The following is a 23539-nucleotide window of genomic DNA, read 5'->3' as shown; positions in this document are numbered from 1 at the left end:
AGTAAATTTAGTTCAAAATTTACTAAAAAAAAACAAAGAAAAATATGAAACTCTCATTATTCAACAAAGTGAAAAAACTGAAATAGGTTTTTTTATTTCAGTAAAATAAAGATAAGATTATTGCTTTATGAAAGTTTTGTTAAGTAAACTAATATTATAGATTATACAAGTTGTCAGGAAATACAAGCGTAAAAAAGTCTATTAAAATCTTAATCCTACCCTTTATTGGAGGTGCAAGTCAAAGTGAAAAAGCTTGAACTTGAAATTGAAAATGTACAAATTGCAAAACATACGGATTATAAAGGCTATAAAGTTAGATTTACGATTAATCAACAGCAGTATGTACTTTTAGTTGGTAAAACAAATATATTATTTCCTTTGTCTCTAATTCACACTTTTCATGAAAAAGGAACATGTCAGCTATGCAATAAACTAGTTTTTCCATCAAAATTTAGTCAACAAGTTTGTCCAACATTATTTAATAGAAGAAAAGAATTATTAGCTTATTTCCAAGAACATTATTCTGAACAATTTTAATCAGATATAAAATAGCTTTTGACAATCGTCGACCAAAGTAAAATAATAAATTAATAAAGAAATCGTGATAAAAAACTACTTTTTGGGTAGTTTTTATTTTTTTATGAAAATATTTAACGATAATGAGACATAAAAATAGCATTTCGTCATATATTTTGTTGAAAACGGAGGTGCTATTACACATGGTGATTCAAGATTTAGATATTCAAAACGTGGTAATTAGTAAGCTTGGAGGATACGACGGTTATAAAATAAGCTTTTCTGTTAATCATCAAAGCTACATATTATTAGCTGGAAAACAAAAGACGATTTTCCCTTTGTCTATTAAACATGCATTTATTGAAAAGGAAAAGTGTCAGTTTTGCAATAAACTTGTATTTAAATCTGCGATCAGCCAGCAAATTTGTTTGAATCTTCTTCTTAAAAAAAGCGATTTATTATCTTATTTTCAGCAAAATTATCCCGAACCATTTGAGCAAATATAGGTTTTTTATTTAAGAAAACTATCAAGGAAAAACCACTAAAGAAGTGGTTTGACTACATATCAGTATTTAATCCTCAATGATTTCAAAATAGTTGATTAAGAATTGTAAGGATCTAGTAAAAAAACACTGTAGAAATACGCTTATAATTGTTGTACTATTCTTATGATTCTATTTTTATTGGAGGATATATTCATGTCTAATTCTTTATTACCGAGAAATACTATTTCTTTACAATTTTATAATGATCAATATGATGATCAATTAAAAAACTATTTTCTAGCTGATGAGCATCTAAAATTTACTGGTTTACCTATAGAGAATATAGAAAAATGTGTATTAGAGGCTGATCGTCATGCAATTTTAATTTTGAGTAACAATGATGTTGCAGGGTTTTTTGTTTTGCATGGTTGGGATGGAGTTAGACATTATAGTGATAATAAAAATGCAATTCTATTAAGGGTTTATTCTGTTGATTCAAATTTTCAAGGAAAAGGGATTGCGAAACAATCTTTAAATTTATTGCCTTCTTTTGTAAAAGCGAATTTCCCTGAACGAGATGAAATTATTTTGGGTGTGAATCATAAAAATACTGCTGCACAGCATGTGTATTTAAAAAGCGGATTTATTGATAAAGGAAAGAGAGTAATGGGGAGAAAAGGTGAGCTCTTTATTATGCATATGGATCTAATATAAGTTTAGAAAGAGGGAAGATTGATGTACGGAGTTGTAGCGATATTTGATGCAAAAACCGAACAAATCATTAAAGATATTTGGACAGAGTTAAGAGAAAAATCGATTTCTTTCTATGCTGATGAAGTAGTAAATCGTAAACCCCACATTACTTTAGCAAGTTATCATAGCTTAGATAAGCTAAGGTTTATTGAACATTTAGATGATTTTTATGAAAATAAGCCGGAAATAGATATTAGTTTTAATTCAATTGGATCGTTTTTTAATACTGGTATATTGTATTTTTCACCAAATGTTACTAAAAATTTGATTGAGTTTCATGAGAATTTTCATATTCAGTTTAAACATTTTAATGATAATCCAAATTCTATCTATCTACCTGAAAAGTGGGTACCACATTGTACTTTAGCTAATAGATTGTTACCGGATAAACTAGTAGAAGCGTATAATTATTGTTTATATCGAAATGATACGATTGTAGGAAAAATACAGGAAATTGGTATTATTGAGATGGTTAGTAAAAATGATGCACCTATTATTTATTCAAAGTCTTTGAACCCAATAAGATAAGCTGAAAAACTCGTGAGAAATAACGAGTTTTTTATTTTTTGCTCTATTAACCTTAGTATTGGTACTCTATGTTAAGTTAATGGAGAGGATACGACAGCCTTGAAAATCGCAATTTGATTGATATCTTTGGATGATGGAAACGTAGAACGAAAATTAAATTACCACCTTTCTAAGAGCAATTTGAAATGTTAGATCATAAGATTGCTCGACGAGTGAGTGATAAGTGAACTAGAAACAACTCAATCGAATTGTTTTCAGTTCACTTATTTTATTAGCTTGAGTCGTTTTGAATCAGTAAATGTTGATTTATAGGTATTTTTTAATTTTGGCATGGATATTGCAAAATAAAAGATACAGGGGTCGATAATAGGGAAATGAGAGGGGTTAAAACAAATGACTTTTAACAAAGTACAAAATGCAACGAATGAAATTTTCGAAAGAGTACTAACTTATGATTTATACACTGATCCAAAGGTTTTAGAGCAAGAGAAAGAAAAGATCTTTTCAAAGTCTTGGCAGTTAGTTGGACATATTAGTCAATTAGAAAATGTAGGGGATTTCTTTACAGCTGAAGTAGCTGGTGAACCGATTCTTGTAACACGCGATAAGAATGAGGTTATTCAAGCTTTTTATAATGTTTGTCCACATAGAGCAACTAAGCTAGAGAAAAATGAAAGTGGAAATAAAAAAATTCTACAATGCGCTTACCATGGATGGACTTTCCATTTAGATGGTAAATTAAATAAAGCTCCTAATTTTAGAGGAGAAGATCTAGCTTGTGTATCAAATGCTTGTTTACGTTCTGTAAGGATGGAAATTGCTGAGTCATTTATTTTCGTTAATTTAGATGATCAGGCTACGTCATTAATTGAAACATACGGTGACTTTTTTGAAAAGCTAAGTAAATTTCCTTTTTTAAGTGAATTAAAAAGAACGAGCAGTAAATCTAGAATTATTAAAGCGAACTGGAAAGCATTTATTGATAATTATTTAGAATGTGATCACTGTCATGTAGCTCACCCAAGCTTTGTTGCTACTTTAGATATGAAGGACTATCAAATTATTACATGTCAGAATTATTCTGTTCAAGGATCGGTTGTGAAAGCGAATAAGAAAATGGGTTCATTAGATTTTAATGAAGTAGAAATGCAAGGTGGCACGTTCTATTGGTTATGGCCAAATTTAATGATGACTATTTATCCAGGCCCAGGAAATATTGCTACGATCCAAATGGTCCCTATCGATCATGAGACAACTCTTGGAATCTACACATACTACTTTAGAGATGAAAATTTAACACAAGAAGAAAAAGACTTAGTTGAATTTGCTGAAGTAGTACGAAATGAAGATGTTGAGCTAGTTGAATTAGAACAAGTTGGATTCCGTTCACGAGCATTTAATAAAGGCTTTTATTCATCTTCAGAGAAAGCAATTGTTCAGTTCCATGAGTCTGTCTTAAGGGCACTGGAGGAAGAATGATGATAAACAAAATAAGTCCGATAAAAAAATATTTATTTATTAATGGAGAAGAAGTAGAAACAAAAGAGTATTCAAACTTGTATTCTCCTTACACTAGAGAAGTAATATCAGAGATTGCTGTTGCAACTAAAGAACAAACAGAACTGGCAATTGAAGCAGCATATCAATCAAAAGATGAGTTTGCTAGAGTGCCAGCATTTGAGAGGGCACAAATTCTTGAAAATGTCGTTCAGTTATTAAAAGAAAATTTTAATGAAGCTGCTGAAATAATTACAGAGGAAACTGCGAAACCAATAATGTTTTCAAGGGGAGAAGTAACAAGAACAATAGAAACATATAAATTTGCAGCGGAGGAAGCAAAGCGAATCCATGGAGAAACAATTCCATTCGATGCTGCTTCTGGTGGTATAGGAAGAGTAGGATATACAGTAAGAAATCCTATTGGTGTAATTGGAGCAATTACTCCGTTTAATTTTCCTATGAATCTAGTAGCTCATAAAGTTGGGCCAGCTATTGCGTCGGGAAATACAGTTGTTTTAAAACCAGCATCTCAAACGCCACTTTCAGCACTTTTTATTGCTAAGCTATTCAAGCAAGCTGGCTTACCAGACGGTGTATTGAATGTTGTAACGGGTCCAGGTCGCACGGTTGGCGACACGATTGTAGAAGATGACCGAGTAAACATGATTACATTTACCGGCAGTACTAGTGTTGGGATTAATATTAGAAGTAAAGCAAAGCTTAAGAAAACAACGCTTGAACTTGGATCAAACGCTGCCGTCATTATTGATAAAAATATTAATGTCGATGAAATTATTGATCGCTGTATAATGGGTGCTTTTTCAAATCAAGGTCAAGTCTGTATCTCATTGCAGAGAATTTTTGTTCATGAAGAGATTTATGATGAGTTTACTTACAGATTCGTAGAGGCAACTAAGAAATTAAAACTTGGTAATCCATTTGACCAAGAAACCTATCTATCTTCATTAATTTCACCTGACGAATTAGATCGAACGTTAAACTGGATTGAAGAGGCAAAACAAAGCAATGCAACTATTCTTGCAGGTGGTAAAACCCAAGGGAATATATTAGAGCCTACAATAATTGCTGATTGTACATCTAGATTAAAAGTTTCTTGTCAGGAAGTTTTCGCTCCAATTGTAACGATTAACAAAGTGAAATCGATTCAGGAAGCTATCTCTAAAGTAAATAATTCACGCTATGGATTACAGGCTGGAATTTATACGGAAAGTGTATCGAATGCATTATTCGCATCAAATGAACTTCATGTAGGTGCAGTCATCATTAATGATATCCCAACATTTAGAGTTGATAATATGCCATATGGTGGTGTAAAGGAAAGTGGTACTGGAAGAGAAGGTATAAAGTTTGCAGTTGAAGAAATGACAGAGTTGAAGCTAATTGTCTGGAATCAAAACAGAATTTAGTAAGGTAGGAGATAGAGTATGAAAACACATAAAATAGCAGTTATTCCAGGGGATGGAATTGGACCGGAAGTGATTAATGAAGGCGTGAAAGTATTAAATAAAATAGCTAGTCTCGTTGATTCATTTGAATTCGAATTTACGTCTTTTCCTTGGGGTTGTGAATACTATGCACGATACGGAAAAATGATAGATGATGATGGAATTGAAAGATTAAAAGAGTTTGAAGCAATTTATTTAGGAGCTGTCGGATTTCCTGGTGTACCTGATCATATCTCATTGTGGGACTTGCTATTAAAAATTCGAAAAAGCTTTGATCAATATGTAAATATACGTCCTGTTACTCTATTAAAAGGGGCACCGTGCCCTCTAAGTAATATGAAAACCGAAGATATTAATATGTTATTTATCCGAGAGAATACAGAGGGGGAATATGCAGGAGCTGGTGATTGGCTTTATAAAGGAAAAGAACATGAAGTGGTTTTACAAAATAGTGTCTTTTCTCGAAAAGGTACGGAGCGAATCATACGATATGCTTTTGAAGTAGCCCTTAAACAAGGGAAAACATTAACAAGTATTAGCAAAGGTAATGCCTTAAATTACTCAATGGTTTTTTGGGATCAAATATTTGAAGAAGTGAGTAAAGAGTATCCTTCGGTAAAAACATACTCTTATCTTGTTGATGCAGCTGCTATGCTTATGATTAAAGATCCGAAACGATTTGAGGTAGTAGTGACTTCTAATTTATTTGGTGATATTTTAACTGATTTAGGTGCGGCCATCGCAGGAGGCTTAGGTCTTGCAGCTGGAGCAAACATAAATCCAAAGAGAGAATATCCATCAATGTTTGAACCGATTCATGGTTCAGCACCCGATATATCTGGAAAACAGTTATCGAATCCACTTGCAGCAATTTGGTCAGCTAGCCAATTGCTCGATTATTTAGGGTATGAGCAGTATGGTAAGGTAATTCTTACTGCAATTGAAGAATTATTAATTGAAAAGCAATTCTTAACGCCTGATTTAGGTGGATTATCATCTACATCAGAAGTTGGAGACCGTATCGTTGAAATAGTTGCTTCAAAAATGAATGTTTTTCAGACTCAAAAAAATTAATTAGGCGTATTGGTTTCTAATATTAAAAGGGAAATACTACAGAAGTATCTCCCTTTTAATTTAGGCTTTGTAAATCTACTCGTTTTTACAATATTTTTGGATTAATTTGTTCGCTTTTGTTTGACTTAATCCGAGATCCTTTGCAACTTTTCGAGAGCTTTTATGAATCTTGTAAGATTCGATAATCATTTTTTTTTCAGTTTCTTCTAAAATATTTTCTAATGAATTTTCCTCTTGGATTGTGATTGTACAATCATTAGGAATTAATTGTGATGGCAAGTCAGATAATCGGATGACCGATTCGCTAGTTATAACAAGTCTCTCAATGATATTTTCAAGTTGCCTAATATTACCTGGCCATTGAAAAGCTTCAAAAGTATTTTTTACACTTGGTGAAAACGACCGGTCAACTTTGTATTTATGATTGAACTTAGTTAAGAAATGATTAGCTAATAAGGGAATATCTTGTTTTCTGTTTCTAAGTGGCGGAATTTGAATATCAATTACATTTAATCGGTAAAATAAATCTTCTCTAAACTGCTTTGATTTTACCATTTCTAGGAGATTACGGTTCGTCGCTGTAATAATACGAACGTCGACCTTTTTTAATTCTCTGCCTCCTACTGAAAAAAAGCTACGATCTTGTAATACTTGGAGTAGTTTCGCTTGAAATTTTAAGGAAATTTCTCCGATTTCGTCTAAAAAAATTGTTCCTTCATTTGCAGTTTCGAGTAAGCCGATTTTTCCATTCTTTAAGGCACCTGTGAATGCACCAGTAGCATACCCGAATAGCTCAGATTCCAATAGGTCTTCTGGGATAGCAGCACAATTAATGGCAAGAAAAGGACCGTTTTTCCGGTTACTTAAATCATGAATATATTTCGCTAATACACCTTTTCCAGTTCCAGATTCACCTTGAATTAAAATATTTGTATCAACGGGAGCAACCTTTTTACAAAAATCAATGATAGTCGTCATTTCATCATCAATTGTTAAAAATCCATTTGAATTAAATTGTTCTCTCGAATCAACCATTTCATGAATGTTATTATGAATAATAGATATATAGTTTTTTTCGCGAGATGTAATGAAAATGAAATCCAATTTTTTATTGATCGGATTGAATATTGGAATGGCAGTTGTGACTAATTCTTTACCAGTATGTGTGGTTTGGTTAATTGTGACGGTATTATTTTTCTCTAAAACAATTGGAATGATTGATGGGGTCCAATACCCTTTTTCCAAAAAAATATCATTATGTTTTCCTATGATTTCGTTTTGACGTAAACCATAATGTTGTTCACACATTTTATTAACATAAATGATTTCAAGATCTCTGTTTAAAATATAAATTTCATCAGAAGAATAGTTTAAAATGTTTAACAACACTTCTTTATCGAATTCTAGTATTTCTGAAAGATTAGAATAACTGTTCATAATGTATGCTCCTTTTTAAGCGCTTACAATAAGAGGCTAATATTTTACCATTTTATAAAACGAGTTTAACATAAGTCTACAAAATATTAACAGAATTTTTTAAAAAATCAACTTATTAAAAGGTAAGGGGGAAATAGAATGAAATATTTTGCAATTTTTTTAACTATCTTTGCTTTCATAGGATCATTAACTATTGTGAATCGGGTAGAGCCTTACATATTAGGATTACCGTTTATTGTATTTTGGTCAGCGAGTTGGTTAGTCATCACATCTGTCTGCCTTTTTATTAGTAATGCAATTTTAGAGAAGCAGGAGGAAAATCAATGAGCATTCTATTAATTGGAATTACGTTTCTGTTAGCACTTTTTTTAGGTATACGTGCCCAAAGAGGAAGAGAAATGAAATTGGAATCATGGGTAGTAGGTGATCGAAATTTTGGTAGTATTATTATGTTTGTCCTAATGGCTGGTGAAATGTTTACAACGTTTATTTTCCTAGGTGCTAGTAGTGCATCATATTCAATGGGAGGCCCAGTAATCTATATTTTCTGTGCTGTTACTTATATTATTCCATTTTGGATCTTACCTCATATTTGGCGTTATGCGAAAAAACATAATTTATTAACTCAACCAGATTTCTTTGTTAAAAAATATAATAGTAAATCTTTAGGACTGATAGTTGCAATAGTTGGAGTAGTTTCCATTATTCCATATATGGTACTTCAATTAAATGGTATAAAAATTATTGTATCTGAGGCTTCATACGGTGCTATTTCTCCAAATTTAGCAGTATGGATTGGTGTAATTGTTGTGACGATCTTTGTTTATATCTCAGGAATTCATGGTTCAGCATTCACTGCTATATTAAAAGATATTTTGATGCTCATAACGATCTTGTTTTTAGGGATCTATTTACCTTTACATTATTACGGCGGAGTAGAACCGATGTTTAGAACGTTAGATGCAGCTAAGCCTGGTTTCTTATTACTACCTAAGTCTGGTTATAGTATTTCTTGGTATGTGTCAGTTTGTTTAATTATTGCGCTCGGTCAATATATGTGGCCACATGTTTTCGGTGCGAGTTTATCATCAAAAGATTCAAAAACATTACGTAAAAATGCAGCACTAATACCTCTTTATCAAATTCTGATGGTTTTTATTCTTTTTATTGGTTTTACTGCACTTTTACAAATGCCACATATTCCAGGTGGACGAACTGATTTAGTTTTATTCGAAATTGCTAAAGCGACACTTCCACCTTGGTTTATTGGTGTAATTGGTTCAGCTGGTCTACTTGCAGCGTTAGTTCCTAGTTCATTGTTATTATTAACGGCTTCAACATTACTTTCTAAAAATATTTATAAAGTAATAAAACCAGATACAAGTGAAGCGAAATTAGCTGGACTTACAAGAATCTTAGTTCCGATCATCGCTTTAATAGCATTATTCTTTACGTTCTATGGTGGTAAGACAATGCTTTCTCTTTTATTGATGGCATATAGCTTTGTCTTACAGCTGTTCCCTGCATTAATTGTTACGTTCTTAAAACGTAATCCGGTTACAAAAATTGGAGCAGTAGCAGGAATACTATCTGGACTTACTGCAGTTGCATACGTAACAATAAAAAATACAACATTTGGGACATTATTCCCACATGCACCTCAATTTTTAAAAGATTTAGATTCAGGATTTATTGCATTTACGATTAATATCGTCTTTATGTTTGGAGTTAGTGGAATTGTTTATTTAGTAAAAATAAGACCAAGAGTAGGTCAAAAAGCTATAAAGGAACAATGGTGAGAAAGATGAAAATAGTATGTATAGGTGATAGTCTTACAGAAGGTTTAGGAATATCAAAAGTTGATGCATGGCCAACTATTCTTCAAAACGAATTATCAGTCGAGATTATTAATAAAGGAATCTCAGGTGATACAAGTACTGGTATGCTATCACGATTCTACCATGATGTCGTATTAAACAATCCATCACATGTTATTATTTGTGCAGGTGGGAATGATTTATGGTGGGATGTTGAAATAAAATATATACTTTCAAATATCTATTCGATGGTAAAACAAGCAATTCACAATGGAATTCAACCTATTGTAGCAATCCATCCACCAATTCACATAGATCATATCAATCATGAAGAAGTGTGGGAACCGTTTTCTGGTTATGAAACATTCGTGCTGAAGGCACAAGAGTTAGCTAATCGAATCGAGCAAATGGTAAAAGTAAATCAATTTAAACTTATTGATTTTCGAATTCCATTTCAACATCATCAGAATCTAAAATCTAAGTTTTTTGAAGGCACTGATGGAGTACATCCAAACGAACTTGGACATAGTGCATTAGCCAAACAAGCATATCAAACGATTATAGGGTTAAGTAACGAGTAGTAAAAGATTCAAATGAACGGATAGCAAAGAAAAGCTATCCGTTTTTAATTTTGGAAAAAAGGGCTTCAAAGAGCTTCCAGCCTGGTATTAAAAAATGCCCCATCACAAGGAGGACATTTTAGGTCAAAAGACATTTTTCAACCGCAGAGTAAACCACCCCTTCTCATGTGTGGTTATAAGGAATCTTATATACATTGTAGTGAAGAGGGTTTTCCGCCGACTTGAATATTAAACTGTTAACACATTAAACGATGATTCTACCAATTAAAAAATAAATTCAATTTATAGCGATCTTGGAAACACGCGCATTTTGTCGGGAATGCACTCACCATTAGCTGTTATGGGTGGACGTATGACGGCAACCGCATTAGCTGCTGCAACTTTGAATGATCCCGCTAATGCTAATATTGAAGCAAATGCATATCAACAGGCACAATCAATTCTAATGACACCAGCTAATGCAACATCAAGCGATTTATATAGTGACTATAAAAAAAGTAGAGAAAATTATATTAATAGATTGACTTATGGATTTTCTCAAACAGGTGATAAAACAAAACCTATGGTAGTACCAAAGGGTGCAGAAGTACTATTAAAAACACGTTTTCCTTATCTTGATGAGACACAACGTCGCTGGGTACTTTACTCAACAGGTATTCAATCAGGCTATCCTTTACTAGATGATTCAGAAGGTTGGGGACGACTTGATCTGTTTTCAGCAGTAAATGGTTATGGTGCTTTTAATCAAAATGTAACTGTGGATATGGATGCATCTCATGGAGGATTTGAAAAGCAAGACGAATGGAAAAATGACATTACTGGTGTAGGTTCGCTTACAAAAGAAGGAACTGGTCAGCTTGATTTACAAGGCAATAATACTTACACTGGTGGAACTTTAATTTTAGGTGGTACGCTAGAAGCTGATAATGAATATGCTTTTGGAACTGGGAATGTAAGAAATTATGGTGGAACAATTAACGTAAATGCTAAAGGCGGATTGGAAATTGAAGGGAACTTTAATCAAATACAAAATAGTTTGACCAACTTAAATATGGATAGCCAAAGTGATATATTAAATATTTCAGGTAGAGCTAATTTGGATGGAACTTTAACGATCAATTTAACAAATGGTTATATTCCAACGGATGGCGCTGTTATTGCTAAATATTATCATTTAGCGAGTGGAAGCAAGTTTGATGAAGTGGTTGTAAAAGGATTGCCTTCAGGCTACAAAACTATGACTATTTATAAAAATGATCAACTTCTCTTAAAGATTATTAAACCTAACAAGCAAACAACAAAATAAAGTACAAAGTAGAGCATTTGAAAGCAAGCAAACTAAGAAGGACTGTCTCATTTTGACAGTCCTTTTAGGTTCTAATAAAAGTCATGGTATCATTTTAATTAACTGTATCAATTGCTTTTAGTTCATAATCCATATAAGTATTCTTATTTCTCCATTCGATTTTCTGTATAATTGCGATACCAAACGGCTTTTCATCATCTCGTCTGGAGACATTGATTGGTGTATCAATAGGAAATAAATGGTACCCGTTAAGTTCTAAAGTGAATAGATTGTTCTCATGTCGGATTGCGTTCTCATTTGTTACAATTAACCAATTAAATTCAAAAGGCATACTCATTTTTGAAAACTCCTTAAATTGAATAGATAGAATATTTTATATAGAAAAGATTAAACACTTAAAAATATCTTAATATATTTTTGTTCTGAACACAAAAATGGGATTGTATAAAATTTTATAAGATAGTAGGGACTCTCAATGAAAAGGAAGCTTAGTAATCAAGTTTTGCTACAGCTTTTTATCATGCATATTGGCAACAGAACTCTTTTAACCAAAAGAATGATCAGTTTATTGAGACTTTTATGACGTATTTTTTTAAAGGATATAAACTAGAAAACTTATTATGCAAAGACATAGTAAAACAAATCCCGATCTTTCTTAAATTGAGAGAAATATTTTTGCACCATTTATTTGTCCAAAAATGGGATTTGAATCGATTAGAGGATTGGCATAAATATACACTTATTGATTTAGAAAATAAGATTAAAAATGATGTGCCATATGCAGATATTATAGATTTTTCGATTTATCAATAATGGATGCCAAAGGATAGCTCTGGTTATAATAACCTAGCTATCCTTTTAATTTTTTAAACTTTTACATATACTCAAAAACGTATGGTCATTGATTCGCTAATTCGACTATATAATAAAACAAACAGTATTTTTTGTAGTTGCTTTATTGGAAGGGGCTGATGTTTATGCGAAGAAATAAGAATGCGGCTCTTATTGTAATTTTATGGATATGCATGGTGCTTTTTATAGTAGTAAATGCAATACGTCATATTCGAATATATATGGTTTACAGTTCAGGCTTAATGCCTTTTATTGTTTGTGGCATGATTATCTTTGCGATTATTATCCTTTATGTAAGGGGGGCGAATCAGCGAAGATAAAGTGTTTTATTGAACCCTTTTTGATGGAATTGTGTATACAACCTCCAGTCAAAATGACTCAGGCTATAGCACCGTTTCAAGGATATACTTAGAAAATCAATTAATTGTTCCATGCGATTACGTAAAAAGTCATGGCTGGAGAATCTACAATGAAAATGAAAATTATATCGTAGCTGGACAATATGAAACTAGGTTTTTTGAGAAAAATTCTAAGAGAGTTTGTTGATAAGGGTAGGAAAAGCATAAAATATGGGGGTTCCATCAGTCGTAGAGGGTGACATATGGAAGTCCTTTTTTTTATTTGAACAGTTTTAGGATCTGAACGTTGTTAATATTTGTTGCGGTGGGGTATCTTAGCGGTGTTAATCATTTTTAATTGATTTTATCGATACATTTATAGATAATTAGCAGGTTCTATCAATTTTTTATTCGATATAGAAAGATTTAGAGCAAATTGGCAGTTTTCTATTTTAGAAAGTACCTAAGTTCTATAAGTTTTAGGGGATAACACCCTTACTGGTATGGGGAATTTTTTATTATAATTGCGGTTCCTTGGAATTTAATTGCAGTTTTGTTAATTTTAATTGCGGATTCTCGGAATTTAATTGCACTTAACTATTTAATTGCATAGACAGAACCTTTATTTGCACTTTTCTCCGACTATTTGCAGCCCTGATATTATTCAACACTACTCATCTCTTAAATGAAAATAGGAGGGTCCCATTAAATGGACCCTCCTGCCTTTATTTATTCGGCAATTACCAGATTTGTATTTGTCTTATTAAATTTAGAAATAAAACTTTTATTAATATGAGAATCCGTAATGATATAATCAATTTTTTCAAGCGATGCTATATGAACAGTGACGTTCTTACCGAATTTTGTGCTGTCAGCTGCTACATAATTAAGGTTAGATAACTCAATTATTTTCTTCCTTGTAATTGCCTCTTCTAAATTATAATCGGAAATTCCTTTTTCAATTGTAATTCCACTCGCGCATATAAACGTCTTTAGAATATTTAATTCATTAAAATTAAATAAGTAATCGTACGTTACGACCGATTGTTCATTTCGTCTAATTTTACCGCCGATTATGATCAATTCAATCGAACTATTCATTAACTCATTGATGATTGGAATCGAATTCGTAACGACGGTTAAATTCTTTTTATCTTTAATATATTTCGCAATTTGTAGTGTAGTAGAGCCACTATCTAAATAAATACAATCTCCATCTTCAATGTGTTCAGCGCATTTCCTGGCAATCTTTTCTTTTTCCTCTAAGTGGCTTACCATTCTTTCTTCCATTGATGATTCAAAGAACTTCGATTCAGCTATTTTCGCACCGCCATATATTTTCTCTATTTTGCCTTGTTTTTCAAGTAGATTTAAATCTCTTCGTAAAGTATCAGTAGATATATTTAGTGCTTCAGTTAGCTCAGTTATTTTTAAAACATTATTTGATTTTAATAAATCGATAATTTTATTTTGTCTTTCAAGTGGAAACATAACCTCACCCATTCAGTATTTAATTATATTTGCTTACAGTTTAATGAAAAGAATGCAGATTTTCAATAGTAGTAATGCAAATGTTTGGTTAATTTAATGTAAATATGTGCATAATTTATGCGAAAGTTACTGACAATTTACATATTATTTACTAAAAAGGCTAATTGAATTTACATATGAATTTTATACTAAGGTTGTACTTAAGGGGGTGAACGGTTTGCTGAAACTACAAAACGTTAGCAAACAGTTTGATAAAAAAGTCGTATTAACAGATATAAATCTTGAAATTAAAACTGGAGAAATCGTCTCATTACTAGGTCCAAGTGGAAGTGGAAAAACAACTTTATTAAATCTAATTCTAGGTCTAACGCAAATGGATCAAGGTCAAATAATATTCAATGATGTAGATATTACAAAAACACCAATGAAAAATAGAGGATTCAATATCGTTTTCCAAGATTATGCACTTTTTCCTAACTTGAATTCTTATGAAAACATTGTTTATGGATTAAGGAATAAGAAAGGGCTTGTATCGGATCAAGAATTACAGGAATATATTGACTTCTTAGAATTAAAGCCTCATTTAAATAAGAAAATAGGAGAGCTATCTGGAGGTCAGAAACAAAGGGTTGCCCTTGCTAGAACATTAGTAACGAAGCCAAAAATTTTATTATTAGATGAACCTTTAAGTGCACTAGATGGTGTCATAAAGGAATCAATTAAAGAACGAATTAAATCAATCGCACGAGAATTTAAACTTACGACGATTATCGTTACACATGATCCAGAAGAAGCTTTAACTTTATCAGATAAAATTTTAATTATAAATGAAGGTAAAATTTCGCAATTTGGTACGCCAAGTGAAATCATAAACCAACCAACTAATCGATTTGTTGAAGAGTTTATATTAAAACAGCTTCAAATTAAGAGACATAATATTTACAACTTGTTTGGTGAGAAATATGCATAAAGTTAAACCGGAAATGCGAGTTATTTACTTAGCAATACTACTATTATTTGTTTCATTTCTATTACTACCATTAATCATATTATTTTATCGATCATTTGAAACGGATCATGGTTTTGGAATTACTAATTATATTACAATACTGTCAGATAAAACCCTAGTACAAGCAGTCTGGAATAGTATAAAGATCTCTACTATTACTGCTTGTGTCAGCACGATATTAGCTTTTATTCTGGCATATTCAATTAACTGCACGAAATTGATTCAACCTTTAAAAGGATTTATGAAAATCGTTATTCTCATACCAATGTTACTTCCGACGATTACTTATGGATTTGCGATAATTTATTCCTTTGGTCAACAAGGTTTAATAACAAAACTATTAGGAAAAAGCTTATTTGAAATTTATGGGTTTAATGGATTGCTAATTGGATATGTAATTTATACATTACCAGCTGCATTCCTATTAATTAATAATTCTTTTAAATATATTGATAAAAAATTTATGGTTGTTTCTGAATTGATGGGTGACGGTCCATTTAGAAGCTTCAAAAATACAATTATTCGCCCATTACTTGGAACGCTTGGTGGAGCTTTTGTTCTTTCTTTTATATTAAGCTTTACAGATTACGGTATTCCAGCTTCGGTGGGTGGTACATATTACGTTGTAGCTACCCAGTTATATCAAGTTATGCTTGGATCAATTCCTAATTTTAATAATGGGGCAGTTATTGCAGTATTAATGCTAGTTCCTGCTGTATTTGGCGTTTTATTACTAAACTATCTTGAAAAATTCAATTTTCATTATGATAAATTTACAAACGTTGAAATGATTTCCAATAAAGTAAGAGATATTTGTATCGGGATCATTTCTACAATCATTTTAGTTGGAATCCTGTCAGTATTTGCAGTAATGTTCATCATTCCATTTTTTATTAGTTATCCATTTAAATTAACCTTTACGCTACAACATTTCGTAGATGCCTTTCAGTCTAGTGATTTAATAGGAGTTTATAAAAATTCTTTATATGTTTCAGTGGTAACAGCAATACTAGGAACTCTTTTTGCATATAGCTCGGCACTATTAAATGTTCGAACAGCTATAAAAAATAAATCTAAGCTAGTCATTGATTTAATTTCGATGCTCACAAACACTGTTCCAGGTATGGTCTTAGGTTTATCGTATTTACTATTTTTCAATAATAGTAGTTTGAAAGGAACATTTGCCATTATCATTCTTTGCAACATCGTTCATTTCTTTACTACACCTTATTTATTAGCAAAAAACTCACTTTCTAAAATGAATCCTGGTTGGGAAACTACTGGAGAATTAATGGGGGATTCATGGTTTAAAACAATTTACCGAGTTGTTTTACCAAACTCTAAATCAACAGTTTTTGAAATGATTAGCTACTATTTTATTAATTCAATGGTAACGGTGAGTGGGATCATTTTCTTAATAACAGCTGAAACCTCATTAGTTGCAAGCAAAATTAAAGAGCTTCAGCACTTCCAAAAATACGATGAAATATTTGTATTATCTCTATTAATCTTTTTCACGAATTTAATTGTTAAATTCATCTGTGACTATTTCCAGAGAAAAAGTGTTATTAAGGGATAATCAATAATTTATAAAAAATAAAAATAAGTGGGGTTATTTTATGTTTAAGAAATTTAAAGGAATCATGTTGTCATTATTCGCATTATGTTTAGTTTTTTCATTAACTGCATGTAATAGTTCAAAAACAAATGCCTCAGGTAAAGTTGTTATTTATACGAATGGCGATGAAGAAGCCATTACATCAATGGAAAGTGCATTAAAGAAAGCAGGTTATGAAGGCAAATATGTGTTTCAAACATTTGGTACTTCGGAATTAGGTGGAAAACTTATGGCAGAAGGCGATAAAATCGAAGCGAATTTAGTAACTATGAGTTCATATTTCTTAGATAGTGCCCAAGAAAAACATAATATGTTTGAAGACTTAACGTTTAAAACTAATTCATTAGAGAAATATCCTTCATTCTATACACCAATTTTAGCTAACACAGGATCAATCTTTGTAAATACAAAAGTAATGAAAGAAAAAGGCTTACCAATGCCAACTTCAATTAAAGATTTAGCAAAACCAGAATTTAAAGGTTTAGTATCAATTCCAAATATCATGGATTCTTCAACTGGCTGGTTATTAATTCAAGCAATTATTACTCAGTATGGAGAAGTAGAAGGTAAAACCATTTTACATGATTTAATCGCAAACTGTGGTCCACATTTAGAGAGCTCAGGTTCAGGTCCAATTAAGAAAGTAGAAGCTGGCGAGGTTGCAGCGGGTATTGGATTACGTCACCAAGCAGTATTAGATAAAAAATCAGGGTTACCAATTGACTATGTAGATCCAACAGAAGGAAACTTCTCATTAACTGAATCAGTTGCAGTTGTTAAAAAAGATAAGAAATCAAATGAATTAGCAATGAAAATGGCGGAAGTAATTATTAAAGATGCTCGTAAAGATTTAATCAAAAATTACCCAGTTGCTTTATACAAAGGAGAAACTGTTAGCGACGAACATAAACCAGCTCATTCTATGAAATTTAGTCAACCATTAACAGTTAAATTATTAGAAGAGCACCAACAGTTCTTTAATGCTGCAAAATAATTTCTAAGGGGATGAAAAGCCATGAAAAACTATAAATTATTAACACCAGGTCCATTAACTACTACAAGTACGGTCAAAGAAGAAATGCTCTTTGACCGATGTACTTGGGATCAAGATTATAAAGACATTACACAAAAAATTAGAACTCAACTTCTAGAGCTAGCAAATGCATCAGAAAAAGATTATACAGTTGTTTTAATGCAAGGTAGCGGAACATTTGCAGTTGAATCAGTTATTAGTTCAACAACCTCAAGGAATGACAAAGTATTGATTGTAACGAATGGAGCATATGGCGAACGTATTGTGAAAATGGCTAAATATATTGGACTCAATTTCATCCAATATAGCATTGCATATGAAGAGCTTCCTAAAGAAGAAGAGTTAAGAGATATTATTGAAAAAGATCAAGCGATTACTCACATCGTGATGGTTCATTGCGAAACAACAACTGGTATATTAAACCCAATAGAAATGGTAGCCGAACTTTCAAAAGAATATAATAAAACGTTAATTATCGATGCGATGAGTAGCTTTGGTGGGATCGAAATTGATGTGCAAAAACTGGGGATTGATTACTTAATTAGTAGTGCGAATAAATGTATTCAAGGTGTACCAGGATTTGGATTTGTTATTGCAAAGCTAGATCAGCTTGTTCAATGTGAGGGAATTGCTCGAAGTTTATCTTTAGATTTATTCGATCAATGGAAGGAAATGGACAAGGAGGGAAAATGGAGATTCACTTCTCCAACGCATGTTGTTGCAGCATTTTCAAAAGCGATTGATGAATTAATTGAAGAAGGTGGCATTTCAGCTAGATTTGCACGTTATCAAAATAATAACCGCTTGTTAAGAATGAGACTGAAAGAAGTTGGAATTCATGCTTATATAACTGAGGAAAACCAATCGCCAATTATCACAACTTTCTTATTTCCAAGTGAACAGTTTAGCTTTGAAAACTTCTATTATTTCATAAAGGAAAAAGGATATGTAATCTATCCTGGTAAGCTAACAGATGCTGATACTTTCCGTGTAGGAAATATTGGAGAAATTTATGAAGAAGACATCCAAGGTTTATGCAATATTATCGAAGAATATATGGGAGTGGTGACAAAATGAACAAAGTTGAAGGAATTATTTTAGATTGGGCTGGTACAACAGTTGACTTCGGATGTTTTGCGCCAGTAAATGTGTTTATCGATAGTTTTAAAAAGGCTGGAATTGAAGTAACAATGGAAGAAGCTCGAGCACCAATGGGAATGTTAAAAATCGATCATATTCGTGAAATGCTTTCAATGCCTAGAATTTCTAAGCTTTGGATCGAAAAATATGAGAGACCATTCAATGAACAAGATGTGAATATACTTTACGCAAACTTTGAGCCAGCTCTAATGGCTTCACTATCTGACTATGCAAATCCGATTCCTGGAGTCATCGAAGTAGTGCAGGAATTAAGGAATAAAGGTCTTAAAATAGGTTCAACGACAGGTTACACTAATAAAATGATGGATGTAGTCGTTCCGAATGCTGAGACGAAAGGCTACTATACAGACTTCTATATTACACCTGACGAAACAAATTCATTTGGTAGACCTTATCCGTATATGATTTACCGTAACATGGAAGCATTAAAGTTAACAGCCCCATGGAAAGTCGTGAAAGTAGGCGATACGATTTCGGATATTAAAGAAGGAATTAATGCAGGTGTTTGGTCTGTCGGCGTCATTATCGGAAGTTCAGAAATGGGACTTAGTTTAGAAGAGTTTAGTAGTTTAACAGATAGTGAGAAAGAAGCAATCATTTCAAAAACTGAACAATCATTTAGACAAAATGGTGCAGATTTCACAATTAAATCAATGAGTGAATTACCTATGTTAATTGAAAGAATTAATGATTTAATTGTAGATGGTAAGAAAGTAACATGTTAAATACTCATTTGAAAAGAGAAGGCGATATTAACTCAGGGCCCTCTTCGCATGGAATGGATGGATCAATTAAATCAAATTAGTAGAGATGTCATTCAAGAGGATGAGAGGGTTTTTGTAAGACAATCAATGTCTACGCCTTGTCTTAATGGAATAGTCGATGCTAATGGGAACAAATATTTAGAATTTCATGGAAATAGTTCACATCAAGTTGGATATAATAATCCATATGTGGTTGATGCAATCAAAAGACAAGTTGATGAACTCCCATTTATTCCAAGAAGGTTTACATCTGAGATTGTCATTAAGGCAGCTAATGCATTAGTAAATAAAACAACTTCAAAAGATTACAAGGTTCTATTTACTCCATCTGGAAGTGCAGCTGTCGGATTAGCCCTTAAAATTGTGCGAAAGGCAACTGGGCGTCATAAAGTCATCTCAATGTGGGAATCATTCCATGGAGCTGGTTTAGATGCAATTTCAGTTGGAGGAGAATATGTCTTTAAAAAGGATATGGGCACTTATGCCTGGTACTTTAAAAGCAATTCCTTTTAATGGATATCGTAATCTATTAAAAAGTGATTCGCATGAAGAAGTAGCGAATTTTTGCTTAGAGCATATCGAATATATGATTGAGCATGAAGGAGAAATTGGTGCATTTCTATTAGAACCAATTGGGGCAACTGATACACATATCCCACCAAATTCTTATTTTAAGAGACTAAGAGAAAAATGCGATCGACATGGCATTCTATTAATATTTGATGAAGTTCCGACAGCCTTAATGAGAAGTGGTACATTTTATGTTCATCAAAACTTTGAGATTGAGCCAGATATTCTAGTTCTAGGAAAAGGGCTAGGTGGAGCGGTAATACCTCAAGCGGCTGTACTAACTCATACAAAATACGATGTCGCCGAAGAAATATCGCTTGGGCATTATACACATGAGAAACCAACACTCGGTTGTGCAGCGATTTGTTCAACGATAGAGTATATAGATGACTACAAATTGGAAGAGAATTGCCGAGTGCAATCCGAATTTGTAAAAACAAAGCTAGTTGAACTGTATGATCAGTATGAGAAGATTGGCGATATTCGAGTTGCCGGATTATTAATTTCTATTGACCTAGTCAAGTCTCGTGAAACAAAGGAAAAGAATGATGAATTAGCTGAAAAAATTCTTTATTTTTGTTTAAATAATGGGTTTTCTTTTAAGCTTTCGGGAGGCAATTGCATAACATGGCATCCTCCTTTAATTGTTAAAAAAATGAGTTAGAGTTTGCTGTGGAACTTCTTGAAGAAGGCTTGAAGAGATCTAGTTAATTCTTATAAGTGTAGCTAATATTCAGCATATGAGATTAGCTATACTTTTTTTGATGGAACAAAATGGGCAGCGACAAATAAAATCTGAGAATCGCAAATAATTTCTGGTGCTGCAAATAAGTAACTAAACCGAATAAAAATCAGCAAATGATCTATGAAAAAATCAATTAGTTCAACTACAAATGGTAAGTACCCCAGAGATACCCCCCCTCTAAGATATGGCTACAGAATTCCGAACCATGATACATTCTATTTATAATTAAAATGAGGGCACCCATGAGCCAGTTAACCTAACTTATGGGCCAAACCCCATGGACTATCGTATTATTTTAAAATTATTTCACTAATCCGCCTCTTAACTTAGTTACACCAAATTCTAAATAACATTTTAAACAGCTAAGCATAAATACCCAGCCTTCTTTATTATCGATTAAATGATGAACATATTCTGGGTTGCTTTCACTAAAGCCTTCTTCCACCACTTCAATAATTGTGTTATTTTGATCTTGTTCATTTAATGTAATCGTTACGATATTTCCTTCTTCTGTAGGTCCCCAAGCAAACACAATCTTCTTATTTGCCTCAACTTCGATGATTTTAATTTTACCTTCTGCATTGTAAAGATCGTATTTTAAGGTAATGACTTTTCCTTCTTCCCATCGTTCAGAGCTAGAAGAAAACCAAAAGTTACCTATTTTAGTTGGATCAACAAATGCCTCAAATATGTCTTTTGCTGGTTTGAAAATATTAAACTTAGTCACATTATTCATTTAAGTATCAGCCCACTCTCAATTAGTTTCATATGTATCAACATTGTCCTTACAAACTTATTTTAAACTTTTATCTTTTAAATGTGAATATTGAGTCGTAATATTCAGATAATATTCTTTTAATTTTAACTAATCAATAATAAACTATTACGCTAAAAAGGATAGGCATCTGCCTATCCCAATTGATAATTTTAATACCGATCCGATTCATGACCCATGTTTTTGCCTTTGTCAGACGCGACATCAGCTGCTTCGGTGCTAGTGTGTTCAGTTCGATTACTATTCGCTTTTTCTAAACCTTCGCGCACTCTGCGTCCGTATTCTTCATCAGCTTTTGTAAAATAACCAACCATCGTTTCTTGGATATGAGGCTTACAAACTTTTAGTGCATCTACTAAATTTGAAATTAGTTCACTTTTTTCAGTTTCGTCGAAAGCACGGTAAGTATTGCCAGCTTGGATAAAGTCGTTAGGTCGGTCAATTTTTTGTCGTACTAACTTATTATTGTAAGAAGGTTCATGATCTTTTCCATTCTTTGGCGCTTCTTTTAAACCACCTAGTGATGAAGGTTCATAGTTCACATGTGGGTTTTGACCTGGCGCAGCGTCAACTTTATATTCCATTTGTCCATCACGTTGATTTGTTGCTACATGATTTTTTGGTGAATTAACTGGTAGTTGTAAGTAATTTGTTCCAACTCGATATCGTTGTGTATCTGAGTACGAAAAAGTACGACCTTGAAGTAATTTATCATCTGAAAAATCCAATCCGTCAACTAGAACGCCTGTCCCAAATGCAATTTGTTCGACTTCTGCAAAATAGTTTTCTGGATTTTTATTTAATACCATTTTTCCAACTGGTAAAAAAGGAAACTTTTCTGGATCCCATAGTTTTGTAGGATCAAGTGGATCAAAATCAAGCTCCGGATGCTCATCATCACTCATGATTTGTACACATAATTCCCATTCTGGATAATCACCTTTCTCAATAGCTTCGTAAAGGTCTTGAGTTGCATGATTATAATTTGTAGATTGGATTTCATCTGCTTCGCGTTGTGATAAATTTTTTATTTCTTGTTTTAGCGGTTCCCAGTGGTATTTAATAAGAACTGCCTCGCCATCTTTGTTTACCCACTTATATGTATTAACACCGGACCCTTGCATTTGTCGATAGTTAGCTGGAATTCCCCATGGTGAAAAGAGAAATGTAACCATATGAGTGGATTCTGGTGTTAGATGAAGAAAGTCAAACATTCTTTCAGGATCAGGAAGGTTTGTTACTGGATCTGGTTTAAATGAGTGAACCATATCTGGAAATTTTAAAGGATCACGAATAAAAAAGATTTTTAAATTATTACCGACTAAATCCCAATTTCCATCTTCAGTATAAAACTTTGTAGCGAAACCACGTGGATCACGTAAAGTTTCAGGAGAATGTCCACCACCTACAACTGTGGAAAATCGAACATACACAGGTGTTTTTTTCCCCTTCTCTTGAAATAATTTTGCTCTAGTATATTTAGAAATTGCGTGAACGCCTACTTTTCCATAGGCTTCGAAATATCCCTGTGCACCGGCTCCACGAGCATGCACAACACGTTCTGGAATTCGTTCACGATCAAAATGTGAGATTTTTTCAAGAAAGTCATAGTTTTCTAAAGTTGTTGGTCCCCGATTACCAACGGTTCTTATGTTTTGATTATCTGTTACTGGATGGCCTTGCCGATTCGTCAATATTTCCTCATTATTCGGTTGGTTAT

The 23539-nt window shown here is 32.6% G+C and carries 24 protein-coding genes and 1 pseudogene; 20 read left to right on the top strand and 5 right to left on the bottom strand.

The features are described 5' to 3' along the window. Positions 1-243 precede the first annotated feature (243 nt). From COI44_RS10700 to COI44_RS10670, 7 genes are all read left to right on the top strand, one after another. The gene (locus COI44_RS10700; protein ID WP_098427910.1) at positions 244-537 is read left to right on the top strand and encodes a hypothetical protein; all 294 of its coding nucleotides are present in this window, start codon (positions 244-246) and stop codon (positions 535-537) included. Between the two features lie 182 nt (positions 538-719). After that, entirely contained in the window at positions 720-1022 is a 303-nt protein-coding gene (locus tag COI44_RS10695; RefSeq protein WP_098427909.1) for a hypothetical protein, read from the top strand. A gap of 192 nt (positions 1023-1214) precedes the next feature. Beyond that, positions 1215-1715 carry a GNAT family N-acetyltransferase gene (locus tag COI44_RS10690; protein ID WP_098427908.1) on the top strand — a complete coding sequence of 167 codons (501 nt, stop codon included), beginning with the start codon at positions 1215-1217 and terminating at the stop codon, positions 1713-1715. A 21-nt stretch (positions 1716-1736) separates the two neighbouring features. Further along, complete coding sequence (locus tag COI44_RS10685; RefSeq protein WP_098427907.1) at positions 1737-2282, top strand: 2'-5' RNA ligase family protein; 546 nt, start codon at positions 1737-1739, stop codon at positions 2280-2282. A gap of 393 nt (positions 2283-2675) precedes the next feature. Continuing rightward, positions 2676-3761 carry an aromatic ring-hydroxylating oxygenase subunit alpha gene (locus COI44_RS10680; RefSeq protein ID WP_098427906.1) on the top strand — a complete coding sequence of 362 codons (1086 nt, stop codon included), beginning with the start codon at positions 2676-2678 and terminating at the stop codon, positions 3759-3761. Then, complete coding sequence (locus COI44_RS10675) at positions 3761-5209, top strand: aldehyde dehydrogenase family protein (RefSeq protein WP_098427905.1); 1449 nt, start codon at positions 3761-3763, stop codon at positions 5207-5209. Before COI44_RS10680 ends, COI44_RS10675 begins: the two co-directional genes overlap by 1 nt. An 18-nt stretch (positions 5210-5227) precedes the next feature. Then, positions 5228-6322 (top strand): tartrate dehydrogenase, encoded by a 1095-nt coding sequence (locus COI44_RS10670; protein ID WP_098427904.1) that lies wholly within the window; start codon positions 5228-5230, stop codon positions 6320-6322. A gap of 75 nt (positions 6323-6397) precedes the next feature. Here COI44_RS10670 and COI44_RS10665 read toward each other — a convergent pair whose 3' ends face one another. Next, a complete protein-coding gene (locus COI44_RS10665; protein ID WP_098427903.1) occupies positions 6398-7759 on the bottom strand; it encodes a sigma-54 interaction domain-containing protein in 1362 nt (453 codons plus the stop codon). A 138-nt stretch (positions 7760-7897) separates the two neighbouring features. On the opposite strand from COI44_RS10665, the gene COI44_RS10660 reads away from it, so the two are divergent. The 4 genes from COI44_RS10660 to COI44_RS10645 all read left to right on the top strand — a co-directional run bounded on the left by COI44_RS10660 (position 7898) and on the right by COI44_RS10645 (position 11463). Beyond that, the gene (locus tag COI44_RS10660; RefSeq protein WP_056471680.1) at positions 7898-8086 is read left to right on the top strand and encodes a DUF3311 domain-containing protein; all 189 of its coding nucleotides are present in this window, start codon (positions 7898-7900) and stop codon (positions 8084-8086) included. Then, on the top strand, positions 8083-9558 hold the full coding sequence (locus COI44_RS10655; RefSeq protein ID WP_098427902.1) for a sodium:solute symporter family protein: 1476 nt from the start codon (positions 8083-8085) through the stop codon (positions 9556-9558). The genes COI44_RS10660 and COI44_RS10655 overlap by 4 nt, the downstream gene beginning before the upstream one ends. Before the next feature lie 5 nt (positions 9559-9563). After that, positions 9564-10157 carry a GDSL-type esterase/lipase family protein gene (locus tag COI44_RS10650; protein WP_098427901.1) on the top strand — a complete coding sequence of 198 codons (594 nt, stop codon included), beginning with the start codon at positions 9564-9566 and terminating at the stop codon, positions 10155-10157. A gap of 319 nt (positions 10158-10476) precedes the next feature. After that, the gene (locus COI44_RS10645) at positions 10477-11463 is read left to right on the top strand and encodes an autotransporter-associated beta strand repeat-containing protein (RefSeq protein ID WP_286163872.1); all 987 of its coding nucleotides are present in this window, start codon (positions 10477-10479) and stop codon (positions 11461-11463) included. 94 nt (positions 11464-11557) lie between these two features. On the opposite strand, the gene COI44_RS10640 is transcribed toward COI44_RS10645, so the two are convergent. Further along, a complete protein-coding gene (locus tag COI44_RS10640) occupies positions 11558-11800 on the bottom strand; it encodes a DUF2584 family protein (RefSeq protein WP_098427899.1) in 243 nt (80 codons plus the stop codon). A gap of 338 nt (positions 11801-12138) precedes the next feature. On the opposite strand from COI44_RS10640, the gene COI44_RS24120 reads away from it, so the two are divergent. Further along, on the top strand, positions 12139-12276 hold the full coding sequence (locus COI44_RS24120; protein WP_179887077.1) for a hypothetical protein: 138 nt from the start codon (positions 12139-12141) through the stop codon (positions 12274-12276). Between the two features lie 164 nt (positions 12277-12440). Beyond that, a complete protein-coding gene (locus tag COI44_RS10630) occupies positions 12441-12635 on the top strand; it encodes a hypothetical protein (protein WP_098427897.1) in 195 nt (64 codons plus the stop codon). A 747-nt stretch (positions 12636-13382) separates the two neighbouring features. On the opposite strand, the gene COI44_RS10625 is transcribed toward COI44_RS10630, so the two are convergent. Then, positions 13383-14144: a DeoR/GlpR family DNA-binding transcription regulator gene (locus tag COI44_RS10625; RefSeq protein WP_098427896.1), complete on the bottom strand. Its 762-nt coding sequence runs from the start codon at positions 14142-14144 to the stop codon at positions 13383-13385. A 217-nt stretch (positions 14145-14361) separates the two neighbouring features. On the opposite strand from COI44_RS10625, the gene COI44_RS10620 reads away from it, so the two are divergent. Genes COI44_RS10620 through COI44_RS24380 form a run of 7 tightly spaced genes read left to right on the top strand, consistent with a single transcriptional unit; the run spans position 14362 to position 20963 of the window. Beyond that, positions 14362-15114 (top strand): ABC transporter ATP-binding protein, encoded by a 753-nt coding sequence (locus COI44_RS10620; protein ID WP_098427895.1) that lies wholly within the window; start codon positions 14362-14364, stop codon positions 15112-15114. After that, entirely contained in the window at positions 15107-16732 is a 1626-nt protein-coding gene (locus COI44_RS10615; protein WP_098427894.1) for an ABC transporter permease subunit, read from the top strand. Before COI44_RS10620 ends, COI44_RS10615 begins: the two co-directional genes overlap by 8 nt. 40 nt (positions 16733-16772) lie before the next feature. Continuing rightward, complete coding sequence (locus COI44_RS10610) at positions 16773-17765, top strand: extracellular solute-binding protein (RefSeq protein ID WP_098427893.1); 993 nt, start codon at positions 16773-16775, stop codon at positions 17763-17765. A gap of 21 nt (positions 17766-17786) precedes the next feature. Beyond that, positions 17787-18881 (top strand): 2-aminoethylphosphonate--pyruvate transaminase, encoded by a 1095-nt coding sequence (locus tag COI44_RS10605; protein WP_098427892.1) that lies wholly within the window; start codon positions 17787-17789, stop codon positions 18879-18881. Next, positions 18878-19690 (top strand): phosphonoacetaldehyde hydrolase, encoded by an 813-nt coding sequence (phnX, locus tag COI44_RS10600; RefSeq protein ID WP_098427891.1) that lies wholly within the window; start codon positions 18878-18880, stop codon positions 19688-19690. The genes COI44_RS10605 and phnX overlap by 4 nt, the downstream gene beginning before the upstream one ends. Before the next feature lie 48 nt (positions 19691-19738). Continuing rightward, on the top strand, positions 19739-20242 hold the full coding sequence (locus COI44_RS24385; protein WP_218926917.1) for an aminotransferase class III-fold pyridoxal phosphate-dependent enzyme: 504 nt from the start codon (positions 19739-19741) through the stop codon (positions 20240-20242). Then, entirely contained in the window at positions 20184-20963 is a 780-nt protein-coding gene (locus tag COI44_RS24380) for an aminotransferase class III-fold pyridoxal phosphate-dependent enzyme (protein ID WP_218926916.1), read from the top strand. Before COI44_RS24385 ends, COI44_RS24380 begins: the two co-directional genes overlap by 59 nt. A gap of 382 nt (positions 20964-21345) precedes the next feature. Here COI44_RS24380 and COI44_RS10590 read toward each other — a convergent pair whose 3' ends face one another. After that, the gene (locus COI44_RS10590; protein ID WP_098427890.1) at positions 21346-21780 is read right to left on the bottom strand and encodes an SRPBCC domain-containing protein; all 435 of its coding nucleotides are present in this window, start codon (positions 21778-21780) and stop codon (positions 21346-21348) included. A gap of 191 nt (positions 21781-21971) precedes the next feature. Next, positions 21972-23525: pseudogene (locus COI44_RS10585) on the bottom strand (catalase); the annotation flags it as partial. Positions 23526-23539: the final 14 nt, after the last annotated feature.

Origin of the sequence: Bacillus sp. AFS088145 (assembly GCF_002564465.1) — a bacterium.
Taxonomy (GTDB): Bacteria; Bacillota; Bacilli; order Bacillales; family Bacillaceae_G; genus Gottfriedia.
Note: the sequence above shows the minus strand (reverse complement) of the source record. Positions and strands in the feature narration are given on the sequence as shown.